Source organism: Nocardiopsis sp. TSRI0078, from assembly GCF_001905145.1.
In the GTDB taxonomy this organism is placed as follows: domain Bacteria; phylum Actinomycetota; class Actinomycetes; order Streptosporangiales; family Streptosporangiaceae; genus Nocardiopsis.
The window spans coordinates 61,673-79,570 of the sequence record NZ_LWLB01000032.1 but is presented as its reverse complement, the minus strand read 5'-3'; the positions used below and the strand labels follow the sequence as shown (position 1 = coordinate 79,570).

The window sequence follows — 17,898 nt, the reverse complement described above, 5'->3', positions numbered from 1 at the left end:
GCTCCCGCCCCGCCGGTCACTCCGGTACGGACTCCGGCAGCGCCTCCACCACGGACACCGCGAGCTCCTCGGCGCCCGCGACGATCCGCTCCTCCTCGCCCGGCACCACCGCGTCGTATCCGGCCGCCACGCTGTAGCAGGTCTCCAGGTACAGGTTGGACACCCGGGCGCCCACGCAGGAGACCGTGTACGGCTCGCCCTGGATCCAGGTCACCGCCTCGTCGCCGACCCCCTCCAGCTTCCGGGTCTCGTGCTGGGAGGTGGTGGTGCGCAGGTTGTCGACGGCCGTCGTGACGCCACCCGGGTTCGGGGCGGCCACGATCACCAGCGTCGCGGTGCCCGGGACGACCTCGCCCGGTCCGCCCGGGGTCGCCCACCGGCACTGCCAGCCCGAACCGAAGGGGTCCTGCTCGCCGCCGATCGGCTCCTCGACCTCCAGTTCGTGGTCGGGTACCAGCTCGTCCAGGGTCTCCGTCTCGGCGACGGCGCACTCGGGCGCGGACGCGAAGTCGCCCGTCTCTGGGGCGTCGCGGGTCACCACGTACCAGACCGCTCCCGCCGCGAGCACGACCAGGACCAGCGCGGCGGCGACCACGGCGGCGGTGGCGCACCCCCGGCTCTGCGGTGGGGCGGACGGCACCGTCTCGACGGGTGGTCGCGGCCCCTGCGGTGGAAGGTTCTGCGGTTGCTGCTGTTGCGGGTACTGCCCTTGGGGCCAGGTCGCCTGCTGCGGGTACTGCGCCTGTGGTGGTTGCTGTGGGTACTGGGGTTGCGGGTACTGTCCCGGTGCCTGTCCGGGCCCCTGCTGCGGCTGCGGTGGCCGCTGCTGCCCCGTCGGCTGCGGCGGCTGGCCCTGGCCCTGGCCTTGTTCCTGCCCCTGCGGGGGCTGGGGCCGCTGCTCCCCCGGTGTCTGTGGGAATCCCTGCGGCTGCTGGGGCCGCGAGGGCTGCTGGAAGGGCTGGGCCTCCGAGGGCTGCTGCGGCGGCCCCTGGTCCCGGCCGTTGCCCTGCGGGTCCCGGGGGTCGGGCTGCTGGTCGCTCACAAGGCCTCTCCGAGCTGCTCGGCGAACTCCACGGTCAGGTCCCGGGCGTCATCGAAGCCGACCGGTTGGGCGCCGGAGGTCCCGGCGTAGGACACCCGCACGAGCAGGTTGTCGGTGGTGAAGGCCAGCTCCGCGGTTCCGGGTGCCTGGCCGTGCCATACCTGCCCCTCGCCGGAGGGCAGTTCCACCGCCTCGCCGCGTACGGGCACCAGGGCGGCGTAGGCCTCCTGTGTCCGCTGGTCGCCGCTGAGCGGCTCCTCCCCCGTGGCGTCGGTGAAACGGGCGGACATGTCCACGCGCAGCACCCCCCGCGGGCCGTCGGCCGCCCCCGCGGAGGACCACGCGCACACCGCGTTGTCACCGCCCGCCAGGGGACCGTGCTCGGAGGTCTCCGGGACGGCGCCGGGCACCAGCCCCGTGACGAGTCCGTCGGAGACCATGCCGCACCCGGGGGCGGCCGTGTGGACGTCACCGCTCTCGGGCACGTCCGGGTCGTCCCCGGCCAGCCACAGGCCACCGCCGATCGCGGCCGCGGACAGTACCACCGCGCCCGCGCCGACCACGAGCACCCGCACGAGGGGACCCACCCGGCCACCGCCTCCCTGTCGGCCGCCGCGCCGACCGCACGCGGACGGCGGCCGCCTCCAGCGGCCGCCGTCACCCGTACCGGTCAGCCGACGACGATGTTCACCAGCTTCGGCGCGCGCACGACCACCTTGCGGATCTGCTTGTCGCCGATGAAGCTCTGCGCCTTCTCCGACGCCAGGGCGAGCCGCTCCAGTTCCGCCGGGTCGATGTCGGGCGCGACGGACAGCTTGTCACGGACCTTGCTCTGCACCTGCACCACGCAGGTCACGGACTCCTGCACCAGCAGGGCCGGGTCGGCCTCGGGCCAGTGGCCGGCGGCGACGCTGTCGGTGTGGCCCAGCTTCTCCCAGCCCTCCTCGGCCACGTAGGGCGCGAACAGGGACAGGGAGACGGCCACGAACTCGGCGGCCTCGCGGACCGCCGGGTCGGCGGCGCCGGGGCCGGAGTCGATGGCCTTGCGGGCGGCCGAGACCAGCTCCATGACGCGGGCGATGGCCACGTTGAACCGCCGGGCCTCGATCAGGGCGGTGATCTGGTCGATGGAGCGGTGGGTGACCCGGCGCAGCTCGGTGTCGCCCTTGGCGGGGTCGGTGCCCGGCTCGCTGGCCGCGCCCGCCTCACCCATCACCCGGTAGGCGCGGTTGAGGAACTTCTGCGCGGCCACCACGGAGACGTCGGCCCAATCCACGTCCTCCTCGGGCGGGGAGGCGAACAGCATCGTCAGCCGGACCGCGTCCACGCCGTAGGCGTCGATCTCCCTGCCCAGGTCCACGCCGTTGCCCAGCGACTTGGACATGGCCCGGCCCTGGTTGATGACCTGGCCCTGGTTGGTCAGGCGGCGGAAGGGCTCGGTGAAGGACACCATGCCCATGTCGTGCAGGACCTTGGTGAAGAACCGCGCGTACATCAGGTGCAGGGTGGCGTGCTCCTTGCCCCCGATGTAGTGGTCGACCGGTCCCCACTTCTCGACCGCCTCGGTGTCGAAGGGGGCCGTGTCCAGCCGCGGGGAGCAGTAGCGCAGGAAGTACCAGGACGAGTCCACGAAGGTGTCCATGGTGTCGGTGTCGCGCTCGGCGGGACCGCCGCAGGAGGGGCAGTCCACGTTGACCCACTCCGCGGCCGCGGCCAGCGGGGAGATGCCCTTGGGGGCCAGCTCGGCGCCCTTGAGCTCGGGCAGGGTGACCGGCAGCTGCTCGTCGGGGACGGGCACCTCGCCGCAGGAGGGGCAGTGGATGATCGGGATGGGCGTGCCCCAGTAGCGCTGGCGGGACAGCAGCCAGTCGCGCAGCCGGTAGTTGACCGTGCCGCGGCCGGTGCCGCGCTCGGCCAGGACCTCGATGATGCGCTCGATGGCCTCGGTCTTGGACAGTCCGTCCAGCGGGCCGGAGTCGCGCAGGGTGCCCTCCCCCGTGGTGGCCACGCCGGTCTCGACCGGGTCGGGTTCACCGGTCTCCACCACGACCCTGACGGGCAGGTCGAAGGCCAGGGCGAAGTCCAGGTCGCGCTGGTCGTGCGCGGGCACGGCCATGATGGCGCCGTGGCCGTAGTCGGCCAGGACGTAGTCGGCCGCCCACACGGGCATGCGCTCGCCGTTGACGGGGTTGACGGCGTAGCGGCCCAGGAACACGCCGGTCTTGGGGCGCTCGGTGGCCTGGCGCTCGATGTCGGAGAGCTTGGCGACGTCGGCGCGGTAGGCGTCGAAGGCCTCGCGCTGCTCGGGCGCGCACAGCTCGTCGGCCAGGTCGGCGTCGGCGGCCACGACGAAGAACGTGGCGCCGTACAGGGTGTCGGGCCGGGTGGTGAAGACGGTGACGGGCTCGTCACGGCCCTCGACGGCGAAGTGGACGTCGGCGCCGGTGGAGCGGCCGATCCAGTTGCGCTGCATGGCCAGGATCTCGTCCGGCCAGCGGCCGCCGTCGAGCTGGTCCATGTCGTCCAGCAGGCGCTGGGCGTAGTCGGTGATCTTGAAGTACCACTGGTTCAGGCTGCGCCGGACCACGTCGGAGCCGCAGCGCTCGCACCTGCCCTGCACGACCTGCTCGTTGGCCAGGACGGTCTGGTCCTGGGGGCACCAGTTGACCTGGCCGTCCTTGCGGTAGGCCAGCCCGCGCTCGAAGAAGCGCGTGAACAGCCACTGGTTCCACTTGTAGTACTCGGGGTCGCTGGTGTGCAGGCGGCGCGACCAGTCCACGCTGATGCCGTAGCGCCGGAACGAGGCCGCCTGGGTCTCGATGTTGGCGTAGGTCCACTCGGCGGGGTGGGAGTTGTTCTTGATGGCCGCGTTCTCGGCGGGAAGGCCGAAGGAGTCCCAGCCCACCGGGTGCAGGACGTTGTCGCCGCGCTGGAGGCGGTAGCGGCTGATGACGTCGCCGATGGCGTAGGCCTCGGCGTGGCCCATGTGCAGGTCGCCGGAGGGGTAGGCGAACATGTCGACGATGTAGGAGCGCGGGCGCGTGTCCGAGGGGTCCTCGTCGGCCTGGAACGGAAGCTCCGCGGCCCAGCGCGCCTGCCACTTGTCCTGGAGGGCGCGGGCGTCGTAGGTGTCGCCCGTCTTCTGGTCGCCGTCTACCGCTGTCATCGCCACATGTTCCTTAGCCGGTTCGGGGTGTACACGACTCAGGTTAGCGGCTGGCGGATCCGGTCGCGGACGGGTTCCGCGCACGCGGACGCGTGCGCCGGCCCGGAGGTGCCGGAGCCGGTCCCGCCCGGCGGGCGGTCGGCGGGGCGGGGCGCAGATCGACGGGATTAACACCCCTGGACCCTCCACACCGACCAGCCGGTTTGTTACTCTGCCGTAAAAGTGGCGCAGAACACGCGACCCGGGTCACACCGGGCTCCGCTTCCCTGTTCCGTCTCGGATCCATCTGCCTTGCGGGAGGCCCCCATGCTCAACCTGTCCGTGCTTCTGGAGGACGGCGCCCGATCGGTACCGGAGAAGGAGTGCCTGGTCTTCGGCGACCTGCGCCTCAACTACGCGGTCACGAACATGATCGCCGACCAGGTGGCGAACCTCCTGGTCTCGCGCGGGGTCAGGCCCGGGGACCGGATCGCGCTGGCCAGCCCGAACCTGCCCTACTTCCCCTTCGTGTACTTCGGCGCGCTCAAGGCGGGCGCGGTGGTCGTACCGCTGAACGTCCTGCTGACCCCGCGTGAGATCGCCTACCACCTGGAGGACTCCGGCGCCAAGGCGATCTTCGCCTTCACCGGCTCCCCGGAGCTGCCGCTGGGCGAGCGCGCCTTCGAGGCGTTCAACCAGGTGGACAGCTGCGAGTTCTACGTGGACCTGCCCGCCGCCCCGGGTGCCACCGAGTCCACCATCGAGGGGGCCGAGACCTTCTGGAAGGCCCTGGAGGGCCAGCCCGGCGAGTTCGAGACGGTGCAGGCCAACGCCGACGACACCGCGGTCATCATCTACACCAGCGGCACCACCGGCAAGCCCAAAGGCGCGGAGCTGAGCCACAACAACCTGCTGATGAACGCGGTCGTCTCCGCCGGCATGGTCGAGCGCCACCCCGACGGCCGCGACGTCGCCCTGGTGGTCCTGCCGCTGTTCCACATCTTCGGCCAGACGGTCATGCTCAACGCGGCCCTGTACCGCCACGGGACGATGGTCCTCATGCCGCGCTTCGACGGCGCCGAGGCCCTCAGGATCATGGAGAAGGAGGGCGTCACCGCCTTCGCGGGCGTGCCGACCATGTACTGGGGGCTGCTGGGGGCCGTGCAGGCCGCCGAGCCGGGGACCTACGACCTGGAGAAGATCGCGAGCGACGTGGTGGACGCGGTCTCGGGTGGCTCGGCCCTGCCCGGCCAGCTCGCCGAGGACTTCACCAAGACCTTCGGCGTGGGCATCAAGGAGGGCTACGGCCTGTCCGAGACCTCCCCGGTCGTGTCGTTCAACAATCCCCAGGTCAAGGCCAAGACCGGCTCGATCGGCCTGCCGGCGTGGGGTGTGGAGATGAAGCTCATCGACAACGACTGGAACGACCAGGAGGAGGAGGGCGAGATCGCGGTGCGCGGGCACTGCGTGATGAAGGGGTACCACAACCGCCCCGAGGCCAACGCCGAGGTGATCCGGGACGGCTGGTTCCGCACCGGCGACATCGCCCGCCGCGACGAGGAGGGCTTCTACTTCATCGTCGACCGCTCCAAGGACATGATCATCCGCGGCGGCTACAACGTGTACCCCCGCGAGGTCGAGGAGGTCCTGATGACCCACGAGGCGATCAGCCTGGCCGCGGTCGTGGGCGTCCCCCACGACACCCACGGCGAGGAGATCAAGGCGTTCGTGATCCTCAAGGAGGGCGCCGAGACCACCGCCGAGGAGATCGTCGCGTGGTCCAAGGAGCGCCTGGCCGGCTACAAGTACCCGCGCGAGGTGGAGCTGCGCACCGAACTGCCGATGACCTCCACCGGCAAGATCCTCAAGCGCGAACTGCGCGCCTGACACGCGCCCCCGCGGGGCGCGGCGGGGTCGGTCCCCTCCCTCCGGGACCGGCCCCGGTCCCCCGCCGCGGGGCCTATCCCTTGACGGCCCCCTGGACGAGCCCGGAGACCAGGAAGCGCTGCACGAGGACGAAGAAGACCATGACCGGGATGGTGATGAGCGTGGAGGCGGCCATCACGTGTCCCCAGTCGTTGGCGTACTGGCCGAAGAACTGGCGCAGTCCGACCGCCACCGTGTACTTCTCGCTCTGGGTCATGAAGGTCAGCGCCAGCACGAACTCGTTCCACGCCACGATGAACGAGAAGATGGCCGTGGCGACCAGCCCGGGCGCGACCAGCGGGAAGAGCACCCTCCAGAACATCTGCCCCCACGACGCGCCGTCGATGTAGGCGGCCTCCTCCACCTCCACCGGCACGGCGGCGACGAACCCGCGCATCATCCACACCGCCAGCGGCAGGGACAGCGCCACGTAGACCACGCCCAGGCCCAGCAGGGTGTTGAGCAGCCTCAGGTCGCGCACCTGGAGGAAGAGCGGGATGACCAGTGCCTCCAGCGGCACCATCTGCACGACGAGGACCATCACCAGCACGGCGGTGCGCAGCCGGAAGCGGAAGCGGGCCACCGCCACGGCGGCCAGCAGCGACAGCACGCAGGCGCCCGCCACGGTGATGCAGGCGACCGTGAGCGAGTTGCGCATGTAGGTGCCGAAGTCGGCCTCGGTGAGCACGTAGACGAAGTTGTCGAGGGACACGCCGGTGGGCAGCAGCGCCCCGGCGCCCGAGGTGGCCCGGTCCGAGAACGCGCTGATGAGCATGAAGTAGACGGGGAAGAGGGTGAACACCAGCAGGACGGCCACCCCGACCCCCTTGGCCAGGAGCCGGCCCGTACGCCGGGCGTCCCCCCTGCGCCGGGCTCCGCGGACCCGCGCCTCCCAGGCGGGGTCGGTGGCGGGTGTGTCTGTACGCGTGACCACGGGTACTCCTCCTCAGCGGCGCCCGGAAGATCGAATCCGGTTCCGGTTTCTCCGGGCACGGGCGGGGCGGTTAGACTCCTCCTCTGTCCGGGGGTGGACGTCCTCGCCCCGGTGGCGCAGGAGGAGGTAGGGCCGTGACGACAGGGTCGCCGGAGGCGGTGGCGTAGCGCCGTGTACGATTCCGCCGGTCCCTCCCCCACCGAGGTCGTCATCAGCTGGATCCCGTATGACGCGCGCTTCCGGGAACGCGCGGTCCGGCACGCCCTGGAGGACGCCGGCGGGCGGCTGCTGTACGCCTACGTCGACAACCTGGTCAACCGGGACAACGACGACGGGCGCCCGCTGGACGAGTACGACCTGCGCACCATGGCCGCGGTGCGCGAGGACCTCAACCACCACTCCCTGGCCTCGGTGGACTGGCGCCAGGTGCGCGACAGGCTGGTCGCCGGGGTCCACCGCCCCGTCTCCTGAGCGGGTCCCTCCCCGCGTCGCCGCGCTCATCCGATCTCGTCCTCCCGGAACAGCGCACGCAGGTAGAACACCGTGATGACCAGCAGGAGCAGGGTGAGCAGGACGGCGATGGCCGAGCCGAGGCCGTAGTCGTTGTGGCCGAAGGAGCGCACGTAGGACCACACGCCCAGGTTGAGCATGCGCGACCCTCCCACGTCGCCGCCGGGCATGAGGTAGATCTGCGCGAACACCTTGAAGTCCCAGATGGTGGAGAGCACGGTGACCACGGCGAACACCGGGCGCAGCACCGGGAACGTGACGTGCCAGAAGCGCTTCCAGGCTCCCGCGCCGTCTATGCGCGCCGCCTCGTGCAGCTCCCTGGGGACGGTGAGCAACCCGGCCAGGATGGTGACGGCCACGAACGGGAAGCCGCCGTGCACGATGTTGAGGGTGACGATGGCGTAGAAGAACAACCGGTCGGCGAACCAGTTGTGCCCGGAGGGGTCGACCAGGCCCAGGGAGCCCAGCGCCTGGGCGACGACCCCGTTGTCGACGTCGAAGATCCAGATCCACACGTAGGTGCCGCTGACCGCGGGCATGGCCCAGGCGACCATGATGCAGGAGACCACGATCACCCGTGGCACCGGTCGCAGCGTGGCCAGCAGCAGGGCCACCAGCGTGCCCACGACGATGGTGGTGAGCACCGCGACCGCGGCGAAGACCACCGTGTTGACCATGGCGATCCGCCACAGGTAGGGATCGGTCAGCAGGGCGGTGTAGTTGGCGAACCCGATGAACTCGGACTCGCCCGAGACCAGGTTGCGCAGCCGGTACTCGCGGAAGGACAGCCACACGATCCGGCCGAGCGGGAACAGCAGCAGCAGTCCGATGACCGTCAGCGCGGGGGCGAGCAGCACCCACGGCAGGAGCGCCCTGCGTCCGCGCATGCCCAGGAGCGGTGCCCGCCGCCGCGGCCCGGACCGCCCCGCGGGCGGCTCGGACGGGCGGCGGATGTCCTGCTCCGGTCCGCTGCTGGAGCCCAGCCCGACCGGTGTTCGCACGTGTCTACCCCCCGTTGAGGATGCGTTCGATCTCGTTGGCCGCCTCCTCGGTGGCCTCGTCCACCGTGGCCTCGCCGTTGAGGATGGACTGCTGCATGCCGACCAGGACCTTCTCGGCCTCCACCTGGGTCCAGGCGGGGGTGACGGGCACGCCCCGGCTGGCCTCCTGGAGTTGGACGGCGAAGGGCTCCAGGACGGGGTCGGCGGAGGCGGAGAACTCGTCGACCCCGCTGGCCACGCCCGGGAAGAACCCGGTCTCCTCGGCCCAGCGCATGGCGAACTCGTCGCCGGTCAGGTGCTGGACGTACTGCCAGGCCGCCTCCTCGTCGCCCGTGCCCTCGAAGACCGACAGCAGCGAGCCGCCCGCGAAGGAGGGCATGTACCCGCCCTCCCGCCCGGGCAGGGTGAAGGAGCCGAGCCTGCCCTCCAGGTCGGGGTTGGCCTCCAGGATGGCCTTGGGGTTGGCGCTGCCGAGGATGGCCATGGCGGCCTCCTCCTCGGCGACGGCCTCCATGACGGCGATCTCGTTCCAGTTGACGGCGCCGGTGGTGGAGGTGCCGTCCTCCAGGGCGAGGTCGGTGAAGAACCCGATCCCGGCACGGGACCCCTCGCTGTCGACCTGCGAGGTCCAGGTCCCGTCGGGGCCCTCGACGGCGATCTCGCCCCCGCCGCCCCAGATCCAGGGCATGACCGAGTACTGGGCGTCGCCGGGGACGGGGAAGGCGATCATGTCCTCCTCCGCCTCGGACAGGGCCAGGGCGGTCTCGCGCAGCCCGTCCCAGTCCTCGGGGACCTCCAGACCGTGTTCCTCGAACAGGTCGCTGCGGTAGACGACGGAGCGGATGGAGGCGTACCAGGGGACGCCGTAGACGCCCTCGCCGATCTGGCCCATCTCCATCAGGCCGGGGATGTACTGGGAGGTGTCGACGCCGTAGCCGGACAGGTCGTGCAGGGCCCCGGCGTCGGCGAAGCCGGGGGTGAAGGTGTTGCCGAGCTCGGCGACGTCGGGCGTGGTGCCGCCCGCGATGGCGGTGGAGATCTTGTTCTGGGCGTCCTGCCAGGGCACGAACTCGACCTCGACCTCGACGCCGGTCTCGTCGGTGAACGCCGTGTTGGCGGCCTCGAAGAAGCCCGTCTCGTCGGGGTTGGTGCCCTGCATGATCCAGACGAGGAGGCTGTCGGTGTCGGAGGTGTCGCCCCCTCCGGTACCGCACGCCGTCGCGGTCAGGACCAGTGCCGCGGCCGCGGCCGCGGCGGGGAGCGGAACGTACTCGTGTGTTCGTCTGCGGGCCATGGCTCGCCTCCCGTTCCTTTCGAGGGTCCCCTCGGGGTTGGTAGGAAACCTACGTAAGGAACCGCCTGGAGTGAAGTAAACCACTCTTTTTCGTGTCTGACCCGTTAGGCGAAGGGGAGCCGCCCGGAGTGTCGCGGCCACCGCCGGGCCCCGGCCGGCGAGGCAGGGGCCGGCGGACGCTGTGAGGCGCTGCGCGCACAGCCGCGAGGCTGGGGGAGTCCCCGGGGCTCAGCCCGGGGAGGACTCAGTCGGACAGTCCGGTGACCTGGCGCAGGATGGAGAGGAGCTCGGCACGCTTGTACACCGCCAGGCCGATGGCGGCGCCGAAGGCGGCGAGCATGTGCACGTAGACCATGGGATCGCCCTGGGTGAAGCGCTCGGCGGCCTCCTCCTCACCCACCGAGTGGGCCTCCCATGCGGTGGAGACGGCGAACTCCAGCTCGGGCGGGAGCATCTCGGCGACCATGCGGGCCACGGCCTCGCGCGAGTCGGCGGGCTTCCACACCACGCCGGTCTGCTGTACGCGGCGGCTGAGGAAGGCGGCGATGACCTTCAGCTCGGACATGACGGCGTCCGCGTCGTCGGAGGCGCGCGGGACGACCCCGTCGAGCTCCTCCCGGTCGCGGTCGGCGTAGGCGGCGATCAGGTCGATGGCGGTGCGCTTGACGTGGTCGGGCACGTCGGAGGCGGGTGTGTGCCCGTCGGTGCTGCCGTCGAAGGACTCGGACACGGTGTGGTCCCTTCCGGTGGGTGTGCGGCCGGGGCGTCGCGGCGAAGGCGTGCTGCCCGCCGCGCCCCGGGTCCATGATGCCGCCAAACCGTCCCGCGGGGTCCGTGGACAGGCCGCGCTCCCCCGTCGGCGAACAGGCGGGCGCCGCCCCGCCGGGACGGCGCCGCCCGCGCGGGGGCGGGCCCGGCGGGGCACCGCCCGGCCGGGTGTGTCCGGCGGCCCGGGCGGACCGCGGAGGGTCCGCCCGGAGTGCGCTCAGAACCAGGGGCGCAGCGGCACGTGGGCCTCGGTGCCGTCCAGCTTCACGCCGAGGATCTGGTGCAGCTGCACCACGTCGCGCTCGAAGCCGAGCACGCACCCGGCCATGTAGAGGCGCCAGACGCGCGCGGTGCCCTCGCCGACCTCGGCGACGGCCTCGTCCCAGTGGCGGTCCAGGTTGGCGCCCCAGTGCCGGAGGGTGAGGGCGTAGTGCTCACGCAGGTTCTCCTGGTGGCGGATCTCGAACCCGGCGTCGTTCATCTCGGTCTGGATCCTGCCGGGGCCCTCCAGCTCGCCGTCGGGGAACACGTACCGGTTGATGACGCCCTTCGGGTTCATGGGCGGCAGGTCGTTGCGCGGCCGGGTGATGCAGTGGTTGAGCAGCCGCCCCCCGGGCACGAGCTTGTCGTTGAGCGAGGCGAAGTAGGAGGCCAGGTTCCTGGCTCCCACGTGCTCGGTCAGGCCGATGGAGCTGATCCGGTCGTAGCTGCCGTCGGGCACGTCCCGGTAGTCCATGTGGCGGACCTCGGCCAGCTCCGACAGCCCCTCCTGGGCGATCCTCTTGGCCGCCCACTCGGCCTGCTCCTTGGACAGGGTGACGCCGAGCGCGCGGACCCCGTGCTCCCGGGCGGCGTGCATGACCATGCCTCCCCAGCCGCAGCCCACGTCGAGCAGGCGCATGCCCGGCTCCAGTCCGAGCTTGCGCGAGACCAGCTCGTACTTGCGGAACTGGGCGCTCTCCAGGGCGCCGTCGAAGCGCCGCACCCGGTCGGGGGAACCGTCCTCATCGTCGAAGACGGCGCAGGTGTAGGTCATGGACGGGCCCAGGACCATCTCGTAGAAGGCGTTGGAGACGTCGTAGTGGTGGTGGATGACCTCGGCGTCGCGCTGCTTGGAGTGGCGCCAACCCAGGCCGGTGAGGCGGCCCCTGGACACCTCCTGCGGCGGCGGGGCGACGCGGTTGACGAGCTTGACCCAGCCCACGGACCGCAGGATCGCGGCGGCGTCGCGCACGGAGACGTTGACCCCGTCGGTGAGCACGAAGTCCGCGATGCGTCTGAGGGCGGTGTACATGTCCCCCTCCAGCTCCAGGTGGCCGGAGACGTAGGCGCGGGCCAGGCCGACGGTGTTCGGGGACTGGACCAGGTAGTTGACGGCGACCGGTGTGCGCACGTGCAGCGCCACGTCGCTGTTGGGATCCCCGGCCCTGCTGCCGTCGTAGGCGGTGAATCGGATGGGCGCGTCGGGTCCCACGACGCGCTCGAAGATCTCCGCAAGCCGCATGCTCTGTCCTTCCTGTCTCGGATGCGGCCCATCCCCTCGGGTCGCGTCCCGGTGATGTGGTGCCTCAGCGGTTGCGTACGCACTTGGCGTACAGGTCGAGCAACCGCCCGTCGGGGTCGTAGGCCTCCTTGAGGCCGGTGTAGGCCCGGCCGTTGTAGAGGCGCCAGAACTCCTCCTCGGTGTAGAAGGAGTCCGAGTACAGGGACTTGTGGCCGCCCAGCTCCGCGACCCTCTCCTCGACCAGGCGGTTGTGGTGGGCACGGCGCTGGCCCGGCTTCATGTCGACCAGGCCCCAGAAGCCGAAGTTCACGTAGAGGCGGTCCCCGTCCAGCGGGTAGAGCGGCCACACGTACTCGTCGTCGCCCAGTCCGGGCCGCCGGGGCTCGCGCAGCCGCAGGGGGCACATCCAGACGGGGGTCATGCCGATCTCGGCGTGGTAGAAGTCCAGGAACTCCGCGCCGCGCTCGACGTCCACCTCGATGTCCTGGATGAGCGGCTCCTGGGGCCGCCTGCCCCGGTAGTGGGTGAGGAGCCGGAAGAAGTCGGTGCGCCGGTCCCAGGCGACGAGCCTGCGGTAGACGTCGGAGCGCTTGAGGGAGCGCGGCCACAGGGGGCGCACCAGCGGGTGCTGGGTGCCGAAGGCCCGGGAGCACCAGAACCAGTCGGTGTCCCAGCGCCACAGGTAGTCGTTGACGGTGAGGTAGTCGCCGGGGCCCGTGCCCGCGTAGCGCTGGATGGACCGGTAGTAGATGTCCCTGCCGGTGTAGTCGCTGGTCCAGGGGGCCTGGTCGGTGAATCGGGCCAGGGTCAGGTACAGCTCGTCGCGGGCGAAGGCCACCCCGTCCACGAAGTCGACCGGCTGGCCGTCGTGCTCGCGGTCGGCGCAGATGCGGGCGAGGGCGTCCATGGTCTCGGCCGCGTCGTGGAAGCGCAGGTGGCGCAGGTGCACGTAGGGGGAGACCGGTTCGAGGTCGATGCGCAGGCGCAGGCTGTATCCCAGGGTCCCGTAGGAGTTGGGGAAGCCGTAGAAGAGGTCGCTGTGCTCGTTGTCCCGGGTGGCGGTGACGATGTCTCCGTCGCCGGTGAGGATCTCCATCTCCTGGACGGCCTCGTGCGGCAGGCCGTTGCGGAAGGAGGAGGACTCGATGCCCATGCCGGTGACGGCGCCGCCGAGGGTGATGGTGCGCAGCTGCGGGACGACGGTCGGCATGAGCCCGTGCGGGAGGGTGGCCGCGACGAGGTCCTCGTAGGTGGTCATACCGCCCACGTCGGCGAGGCGCTCGACCGGGTCGATGGCGATGACGCCGGTGAACCCGGACACGTCCAAGGCGGGGGCGCTGGTGGGTTCGCGGAACCGGAAGAGGTTGGAGGTGGGCTTGGCCAGGCGTACCGGCGCGCCCTGTGGCAGCGCGCGGTAGTCACGGCGCAGCTTCTGGACCGCCGCTATGTGCTCGGCGAAGCCCGTCCGCCCTCCGGTGGAGGTGCCGCTGCTCGTTCCCTGGTGTTGAGGAGCCATTGCCGGTTCTTCCGTTCCTCGGTGACGCACAGCGTGGGTCGGATCCGGCCGCGCGAAGCCGCGCGGTCGGACCGATCCACTCAGTTCTACCTATCGGTAACGCTCTTGTGCCACCCCATTTGCTACGTGTCTTCCTCACAGATCCTCCTACCTGGGGCCGTGTCCGGACCGCGTCCCCGACGGGTCGCGCGTGTCCTCGTCGCGCGCCGGTTCGCCGGGGTGGTGGCAGGCGGGCCGTAGGATCGGGATTCGTGCGAATCGCTCTCGTTGACTCCGGTATCGGCATGCTCTCGACCGCGTCGGCCCTGCGCGCGGCGCGGCCGGACGCGGACCTGTTCCTGTCCATGGACCCGGACCACATGCCGTGGGGTCCGCGCACACCCGACGAGGTGATCGCACGCTTGCTGGCAGGGGCCCGTGCCGCCCGCGACGCCGCCGGCGCACGGGGGCTGGACGCCGTGGTCGTACCGTGCAACACCGCCTCGGTGCACGGGCTCGCCGAGTTGCGCGCCGAGTTCGAGCCGGGGGTCCCGGTGGTCGGGACGGTTCCCGCGATCAAGCCCGCGGCCGCCGCCGGAGGGCCGATCGCGGTGTGGTCCACCGTCGCGACCACGCGCAGCGACTACCAGCGCCGGCTCGTCGAGACCTTCGCACGCGACGTGGAGGTGACCCCGGTGGCCTGCGCCGGACTGGCCGAGGCGGTGGAGTCGGCCGATCCCCGGCTGATCGACGACGCCGTCGCCTACGCCGCCGGGCTGACCCCCGCCGACGTGCGCGGTGTGGTGCTGGGGTGCACCCACTACGACCTGGTGGGCGAGCGGATCTCGGCCGCCCTCGGCGGACGGGCCGCGCTGTTCACCGCCGCCGACGCGGTCGCCGCGCAGACCCTGCGCCGGACCGGCGGGGCCGGGGTCCCCGCCGGAGGGCGGAACGGCCGGGTGCGGGTGCTCGCCAGCGGCAGGCCCACCCCGCTGCCCTCCGCCGCGCTGGCCTACCCGGCCGGGCGCTCGCTGACGGACGGGGTGCGCGCCGCCACCGCGTAGCCGTACGGCCGGGCCGCGGTTCGCCGGCCGCCGGGCCCGGTAGGCGCCGGTCGGCGCGGCGCGCGGCCCCGGTCATGGAGAAGCGGCCTCCGCCGGGGCGGGGCGGAGGCCGGAGCAGTACGGACGCCGGGCGCGCCGGACGTGTCGCCGGGCACCGACGGGGTCAGGGACGGCGGGCCGGGTGGGAACCGCGGAGGGAGGCCGCCGGTCGAGGAGGGTGGCGGTCGGGCCGGTGCCCGCCGCGGGGCACCGACCTCAGGGGTTCGGGGCGAGCGCGCCCGGCCGCGCGGTCTCCATGTGCACGTACTCGGCCCGGGCGGCCTCGCCGCCCAGCGCGCCGGCGGCGAGAGTGCTCACCAGGTTGCGCACCCCGATGGTGTCGTTGTCGTGGAGGAGGGTCTCCAGCAGCGACAGCGCCGCGCGCTGGTCGCCCGGCCGCTCGCGCACGTGCCGCCACTGGGGTTCGGTCGCCGCGTCCGACAGCATCAGCGTCCGGCCGACCTGGCCGAGCGCGGTCAGCAGCGGGGTGTCGTGCGGCATGCGCTCCAGGGCGGCGTTGACCTGCTCGGCCTGCTGTTCGGGGTCGACCTCCTCCGCGGACTGCGCCCTGAGGAAGTCCAGCACGTTCTCGGCCGGGGCGAGCGGCTGCACCGGCGGCATCCCCTCGATCATGGCGCGCACCTCCGCCAGGTCCCCCGTGATCTCCTCGGTGCGCCCCAACTCCCCGACGAGCCGCTCCGCCCGCAGCGCGGAACAGCCCGCCACCCAGCGCGCTCCGCGGCCCGCGGCCAGGCGCGCTGCGGACAGGGCGAGCTCCGCGCCGCGCCGGGGGGCGCCCACCCGCTCGAAGTAGCGCGACCAGGTGGTCACGCGCACGCCCAGCCGCCAGTCGTTGCGGACGGCGCCCTGGCACACCAGGTTCTCCACCGCCTCCACCCACGCGGGCCGCAGGTTCGGACACATCTCGGCCTCCTCCACGGTGGGCAGCGGAGCGATGGCCTCCTGGGGCCGGCACTGGCCGAGCCGGGCCAGCCAGGACAGCAGCCGTGCCCGCTCGAAGCGGATACGGCGGTGCAGGGCGGCCCGTCGGGGGTTGGCCTCGTCCAGGGCCAGTTCCGCCTCCAGCCGGTCCAGCGCCTCCAGGGCCTCGGCGTGCTTGTCCTGGTAGCGCAGAGCCCTGACGAGGGTGAACACCCCGTCGGCCCCGAGCAGGGCCGGACCGGTGGCGGTGTGCTCGTAGCGCCGCAGCTCGGCCTCGGCGCGGTCGGCCAGGTCCTCGTCGATGAGGAGGTTCACCCGGGCGAGGGTGAACGCGGGCCAGGCGGGGGTGCGCTCCCAGCCGGCCAGGCGTCGGGTGGACAGCAGCTCGCGCCGCAGACCGGTGGTGCCCCGGGCGTCGACGTTGGCGTGGCAGCGCACCAGGGTCTCCAGGAGGGAGACCGGCAAGGGGCCGTGGGTGTGCGGATCGGGTTCATCCTCGGCGGCCGCGCTGACCTGGGCGAGCGCCCGCCCGCCCTCGGCCAGGGCCCCCACCCGCACGGCCGGCGGCCAGTGCGCGAGGAAGAACAGGGTCGGCGGCCCGAAGAGCCCCGGCACCCCGGGGCCTGTTCCCCCCGTCTCGGCGACCAGTCGGCGCGCGGTGCGCAGGGCCGAGCGGGCCACGGCCTCCACGCGTACCGCGTCCCCGGCCTCGCAGAGCACCGGCAGGCCCGCCACCGCCTCGGCCAGTTCGGCCTGCCCCGCCGCCCTGAGTTGGCGCGCGGTCTCCCCCGCCCATGTCCACATCGGCATGATCACTCCCCCTGTAAGTGCCGCGTGAAAACAGAACGTAGCAGCGTGGTGACAGAGCTGTACGCGAAACGAGGAAAAACCGTGCAGCGTGGGTTTACGCATTCGATGGGTGTGGATTTGGGTCGATACACTCGGGGCACCGCGGTCTCCCGAGGGAGGCCGCCCCGCCCCCGGCGCAGACAGCGCACCGAGCCTCACCGGGCTCACACGATCCACACCTGAGGAGACATGAGCCCCGATGGGATGGCGAGACCGTTTCGGACTCCGCAAGGCCAACCGCAAAGGCAAGGCCCGTTTTGACCGCGCCTCCGAGGATTCGGACATCAAGGCGCTGATCGACTTCGCCAAGAGCAGGGTCGGGGTGGAGTTCTTCGTCGAGCCCGAGACCTTCGCCACCCGGACCACGGCCGTCGCGGTCGCCACGGACGGCGAGTGGATCCGCCGGCGGTGCGGCTCGCCCGAGGTGATCCGCAAGGTGGCGAGCAAGCTGGCCGTTCCCGCCTACGACGTGCAGATCGTCGGCTACCCGCAGCGGATGCGCGACTGGAGCGCTCGCAACAAGCGCGGCCTGTCGCTGGACGAGTAGCGGTGTGCGGCGGCCTGCCGGCCGGTGTCGGACCGGCCACACCGACACGCCGCCGAGGTCGCGTCCAAAACCCTCTACCGGGCCATTTTGGGCATTGATGACGAGTCCTTGCCGCGACTTCCTCACCGAACGGGTTCCCTAACGGGCTCCGTTCGTCGCATACTCGCCTGGGAGGGGGGACTCTGATGAAGCAGGATCTCACGGCCCTGTGCTGCGACTGCGGCACGATTCGCGAGGTGAGCGACTACCAGAGTGTGGGCGAGGCACAGTCCGCCTACGGGCTGGCCCGCTGCGTCGTCTGGCGCAAGTGCCGCACCTGCGGCTACCGCACCTATCACGCCTACCTGCGCGAGGACGAGGACCGCGACGAGCTGGAGGACGCCCTCCGACTGGACGGCGCCCTGGCGGCCGAGGCCCTCGACGAGGAGGTGGAGCAGCTGCGGCTGTGCGGGGTCGAGGTCGGGCACGCCCCCGTCCCGGCCATCTGGGACGGACAGTCCGTGGGCATGGTGACCCAGCGGCTGTCCGACCGCGCCTACTCGATCGTGCTGGACCCCGAGTCGTCCGTGGTCTCCCGGCTCAAACTCATCGACATGATGTGGAACGAGCTGCTGGTCGGCGACCACGACGACCGCTGGTTCATCCAGGAGGCCGAGGACGACGACTCCCCCGCGTACGCGGTCCGGCTGTTCGGCTACCGCACCCGGGGCTGAGCCGCACACGGCGGAGACGGGGTACGGCGAAGAGCCGCCTGGGACGGCCCCTCCCCCCGCGGCACACGACTCCACGGCACACGGCCGGGGCCCTTTCCGGGCGCCCGGCCGCCGTGTTCTCCAGG

15 protein-coding genes are annotated in these 17,898 nt (G+C 71.8%); 5 read left to right on the top strand and 10 right to left on the bottom strand.

Features of this window, described 5'->3' with window-relative positions; genetic code table 11:
- Positions 1–16: 16 nt before the first annotated feature.
- From A6A08_RS29395 to leuS, 3 genes are all read right to left on the bottom strand, one after another.
- Positions 17–1,042, bottom strand: a complete 1,026-nt coding sequence (locus A6A08_RS29395) for a hypothetical protein (RefSeq protein ID WP_378698626.1) — start codon at positions 1,040–1,042, stop codon at positions 17–19.
- A complete protein-coding gene (locus tag A6A08_RS17415) occupies positions 1,039–1,629 on the bottom strand; it encodes a hypothetical protein (RefSeq protein ID WP_073703675.1) in 591 nt (196 codons plus the stop codon). Before A6A08_RS17415 ends, A6A08_RS29395 begins: the two co-directional genes overlap by 4 nt.
- 83 nt (positions 1,630–1,712) lie before the next feature.
- Complete coding sequence (leuS, locus tag A6A08_RS17410; protein ID WP_073703674.1) at positions 1,713–4,208, bottom strand: leucine--tRNA ligase; 2,496 nt, start codon at positions 4,206–4,208, stop codon at positions 1,713–1,715.
- A 306-nt stretch (positions 4,209–4,514) separates the two neighbouring features.
- On the opposite strand from leuS, the gene A6A08_RS17405 reads away from it, so the two are divergent.
- Positions 4,515–6,074, top strand: coding sequence for a long-chain fatty acid--CoA ligase (locus A6A08_RS17405; protein ID WP_073703673.1), 1,560 nt, complete (start codon positions 4,515–4,517; stop codon positions 6,072–6,074).
- A 73-nt stretch (positions 6,075–6,147) separates the two neighbouring features.
- Here the strand turns inward: A6A08_RS17405 and A6A08_RS17400 are convergent, their stop codons facing one another.
- A complete protein-coding gene (locus A6A08_RS17400; RefSeq protein WP_073703672.1) occupies positions 6,148–7,047 on the bottom strand; it encodes a carbohydrate ABC transporter permease in 900 nt (299 codons plus the stop codon).
- 171 nt (positions 7,048–7,218) lie between these two features.
- Between A6A08_RS17400 and A6A08_RS17395 the strand changes: the two genes are divergently transcribed.
- Complete coding sequence (locus tag A6A08_RS17395) at positions 7,219–7,518, top strand: hypothetical protein (RefSeq protein WP_073703671.1); 300 nt, start codon at positions 7,219–7,221, stop codon at positions 7,516–7,518.
- Positions 7,519–7,544: 26 nt separating this feature from the next.
- On the opposite strand, the gene A6A08_RS17390 is transcribed toward A6A08_RS17395, so the two are convergent.
- The 5 genes from A6A08_RS17390 to A6A08_RS17370 form a co-directional block, all read right to left on the bottom strand.
- Positions 7,545–8,444, bottom strand: a complete 900-nt coding sequence (locus A6A08_RS17390) for a carbohydrate ABC transporter permease (RefSeq protein WP_073703983.1) — start codon at positions 8,442–8,444, stop codon at positions 7,545–7,547.
- A gap of 118 nt (positions 8,445–8,562) precedes the next feature.
- A complete protein-coding gene (locus A6A08_RS17385; RefSeq protein ID WP_073703670.1) occupies positions 8,563–9,852 on the bottom strand; it encodes a sugar ABC transporter substrate-binding protein in 1,290 nt (429 codons plus the stop codon).
- Positions 9,853–10,096: 244 nt separating this feature from the next.
- Positions 10,097–10,582 (bottom strand): hypothetical protein, encoded by a 486-nt coding sequence (locus tag A6A08_RS17380; RefSeq protein ID WP_073703669.1) that lies wholly within the window; start codon positions 10,580–10,582, stop codon positions 10,097–10,099.
- A gap of 255 nt (positions 10,583–10,837) precedes the next feature.
- On the bottom strand, positions 10,838–12,124 hold the full coding sequence (locus A6A08_RS17375; protein WP_073703668.1) for a cyclopropane-fatty-acyl-phospholipid synthase family protein: 1,287 nt from the start codon (positions 12,122–12,124) through the stop codon (positions 10,838–10,840).
- Between the two features lie 64 nt (positions 12,125–12,188).
- The gene (locus tag A6A08_RS17370; protein WP_073703667.1) at positions 12,189–13,640 is read right to left on the bottom strand and encodes an FAD-binding oxidoreductase; all 1,452 of its coding nucleotides are present in this window, start codon (positions 13,638–13,640) and stop codon (positions 12,189–12,191) included.
- A 251-nt stretch (positions 13,641–13,891) separates the two neighbouring features.
- Between A6A08_RS17370 and A6A08_RS17365 the strand changes: the two genes are divergently transcribed.
- Positions 13,892–14,683, top strand: a complete 792-nt coding sequence (locus tag A6A08_RS17365; protein ID WP_242422706.1) for a glutamate racemase — start codon at positions 13,892–13,894, stop codon at positions 14,681–14,683.
- Positions 14,684–14,938: 255 nt separating this feature from the next.
- Here the strand turns inward: A6A08_RS17365 and A6A08_RS17360 are convergent, their stop codons facing one another.
- Positions 14,939–16,474 (bottom strand): hypothetical protein, encoded by a 1,536-nt coding sequence (locus A6A08_RS17360; RefSeq protein WP_073703665.1) that lies wholly within the window; start codon positions 16,472–16,474, stop codon positions 14,939–14,941.
- 238 nt (positions 16,475–16,712) lie between these two features.
- On the opposite strand from A6A08_RS17360, the gene A6A08_RS17355 reads away from it, so the two are divergent.
- Complete coding sequence (locus A6A08_RS17355; RefSeq protein WP_073703664.1) at positions 16,713–17,060, top strand: hypothetical protein; 348 nt, start codon at positions 16,713–16,715, stop codon at positions 17,058–17,060.
- A 185-nt stretch (positions 17,061–17,245) separates the two neighbouring features.
- Positions 17,246–17,773, top strand: coding sequence for a DUF6315 family protein (locus tag A6A08_RS17350; protein WP_073703663.1), 528 nt, complete (start codon positions 17,246–17,248; stop codon positions 17,771–17,773).
- Positions 17,774–17,898 lie beyond the last annotated feature (125 nt).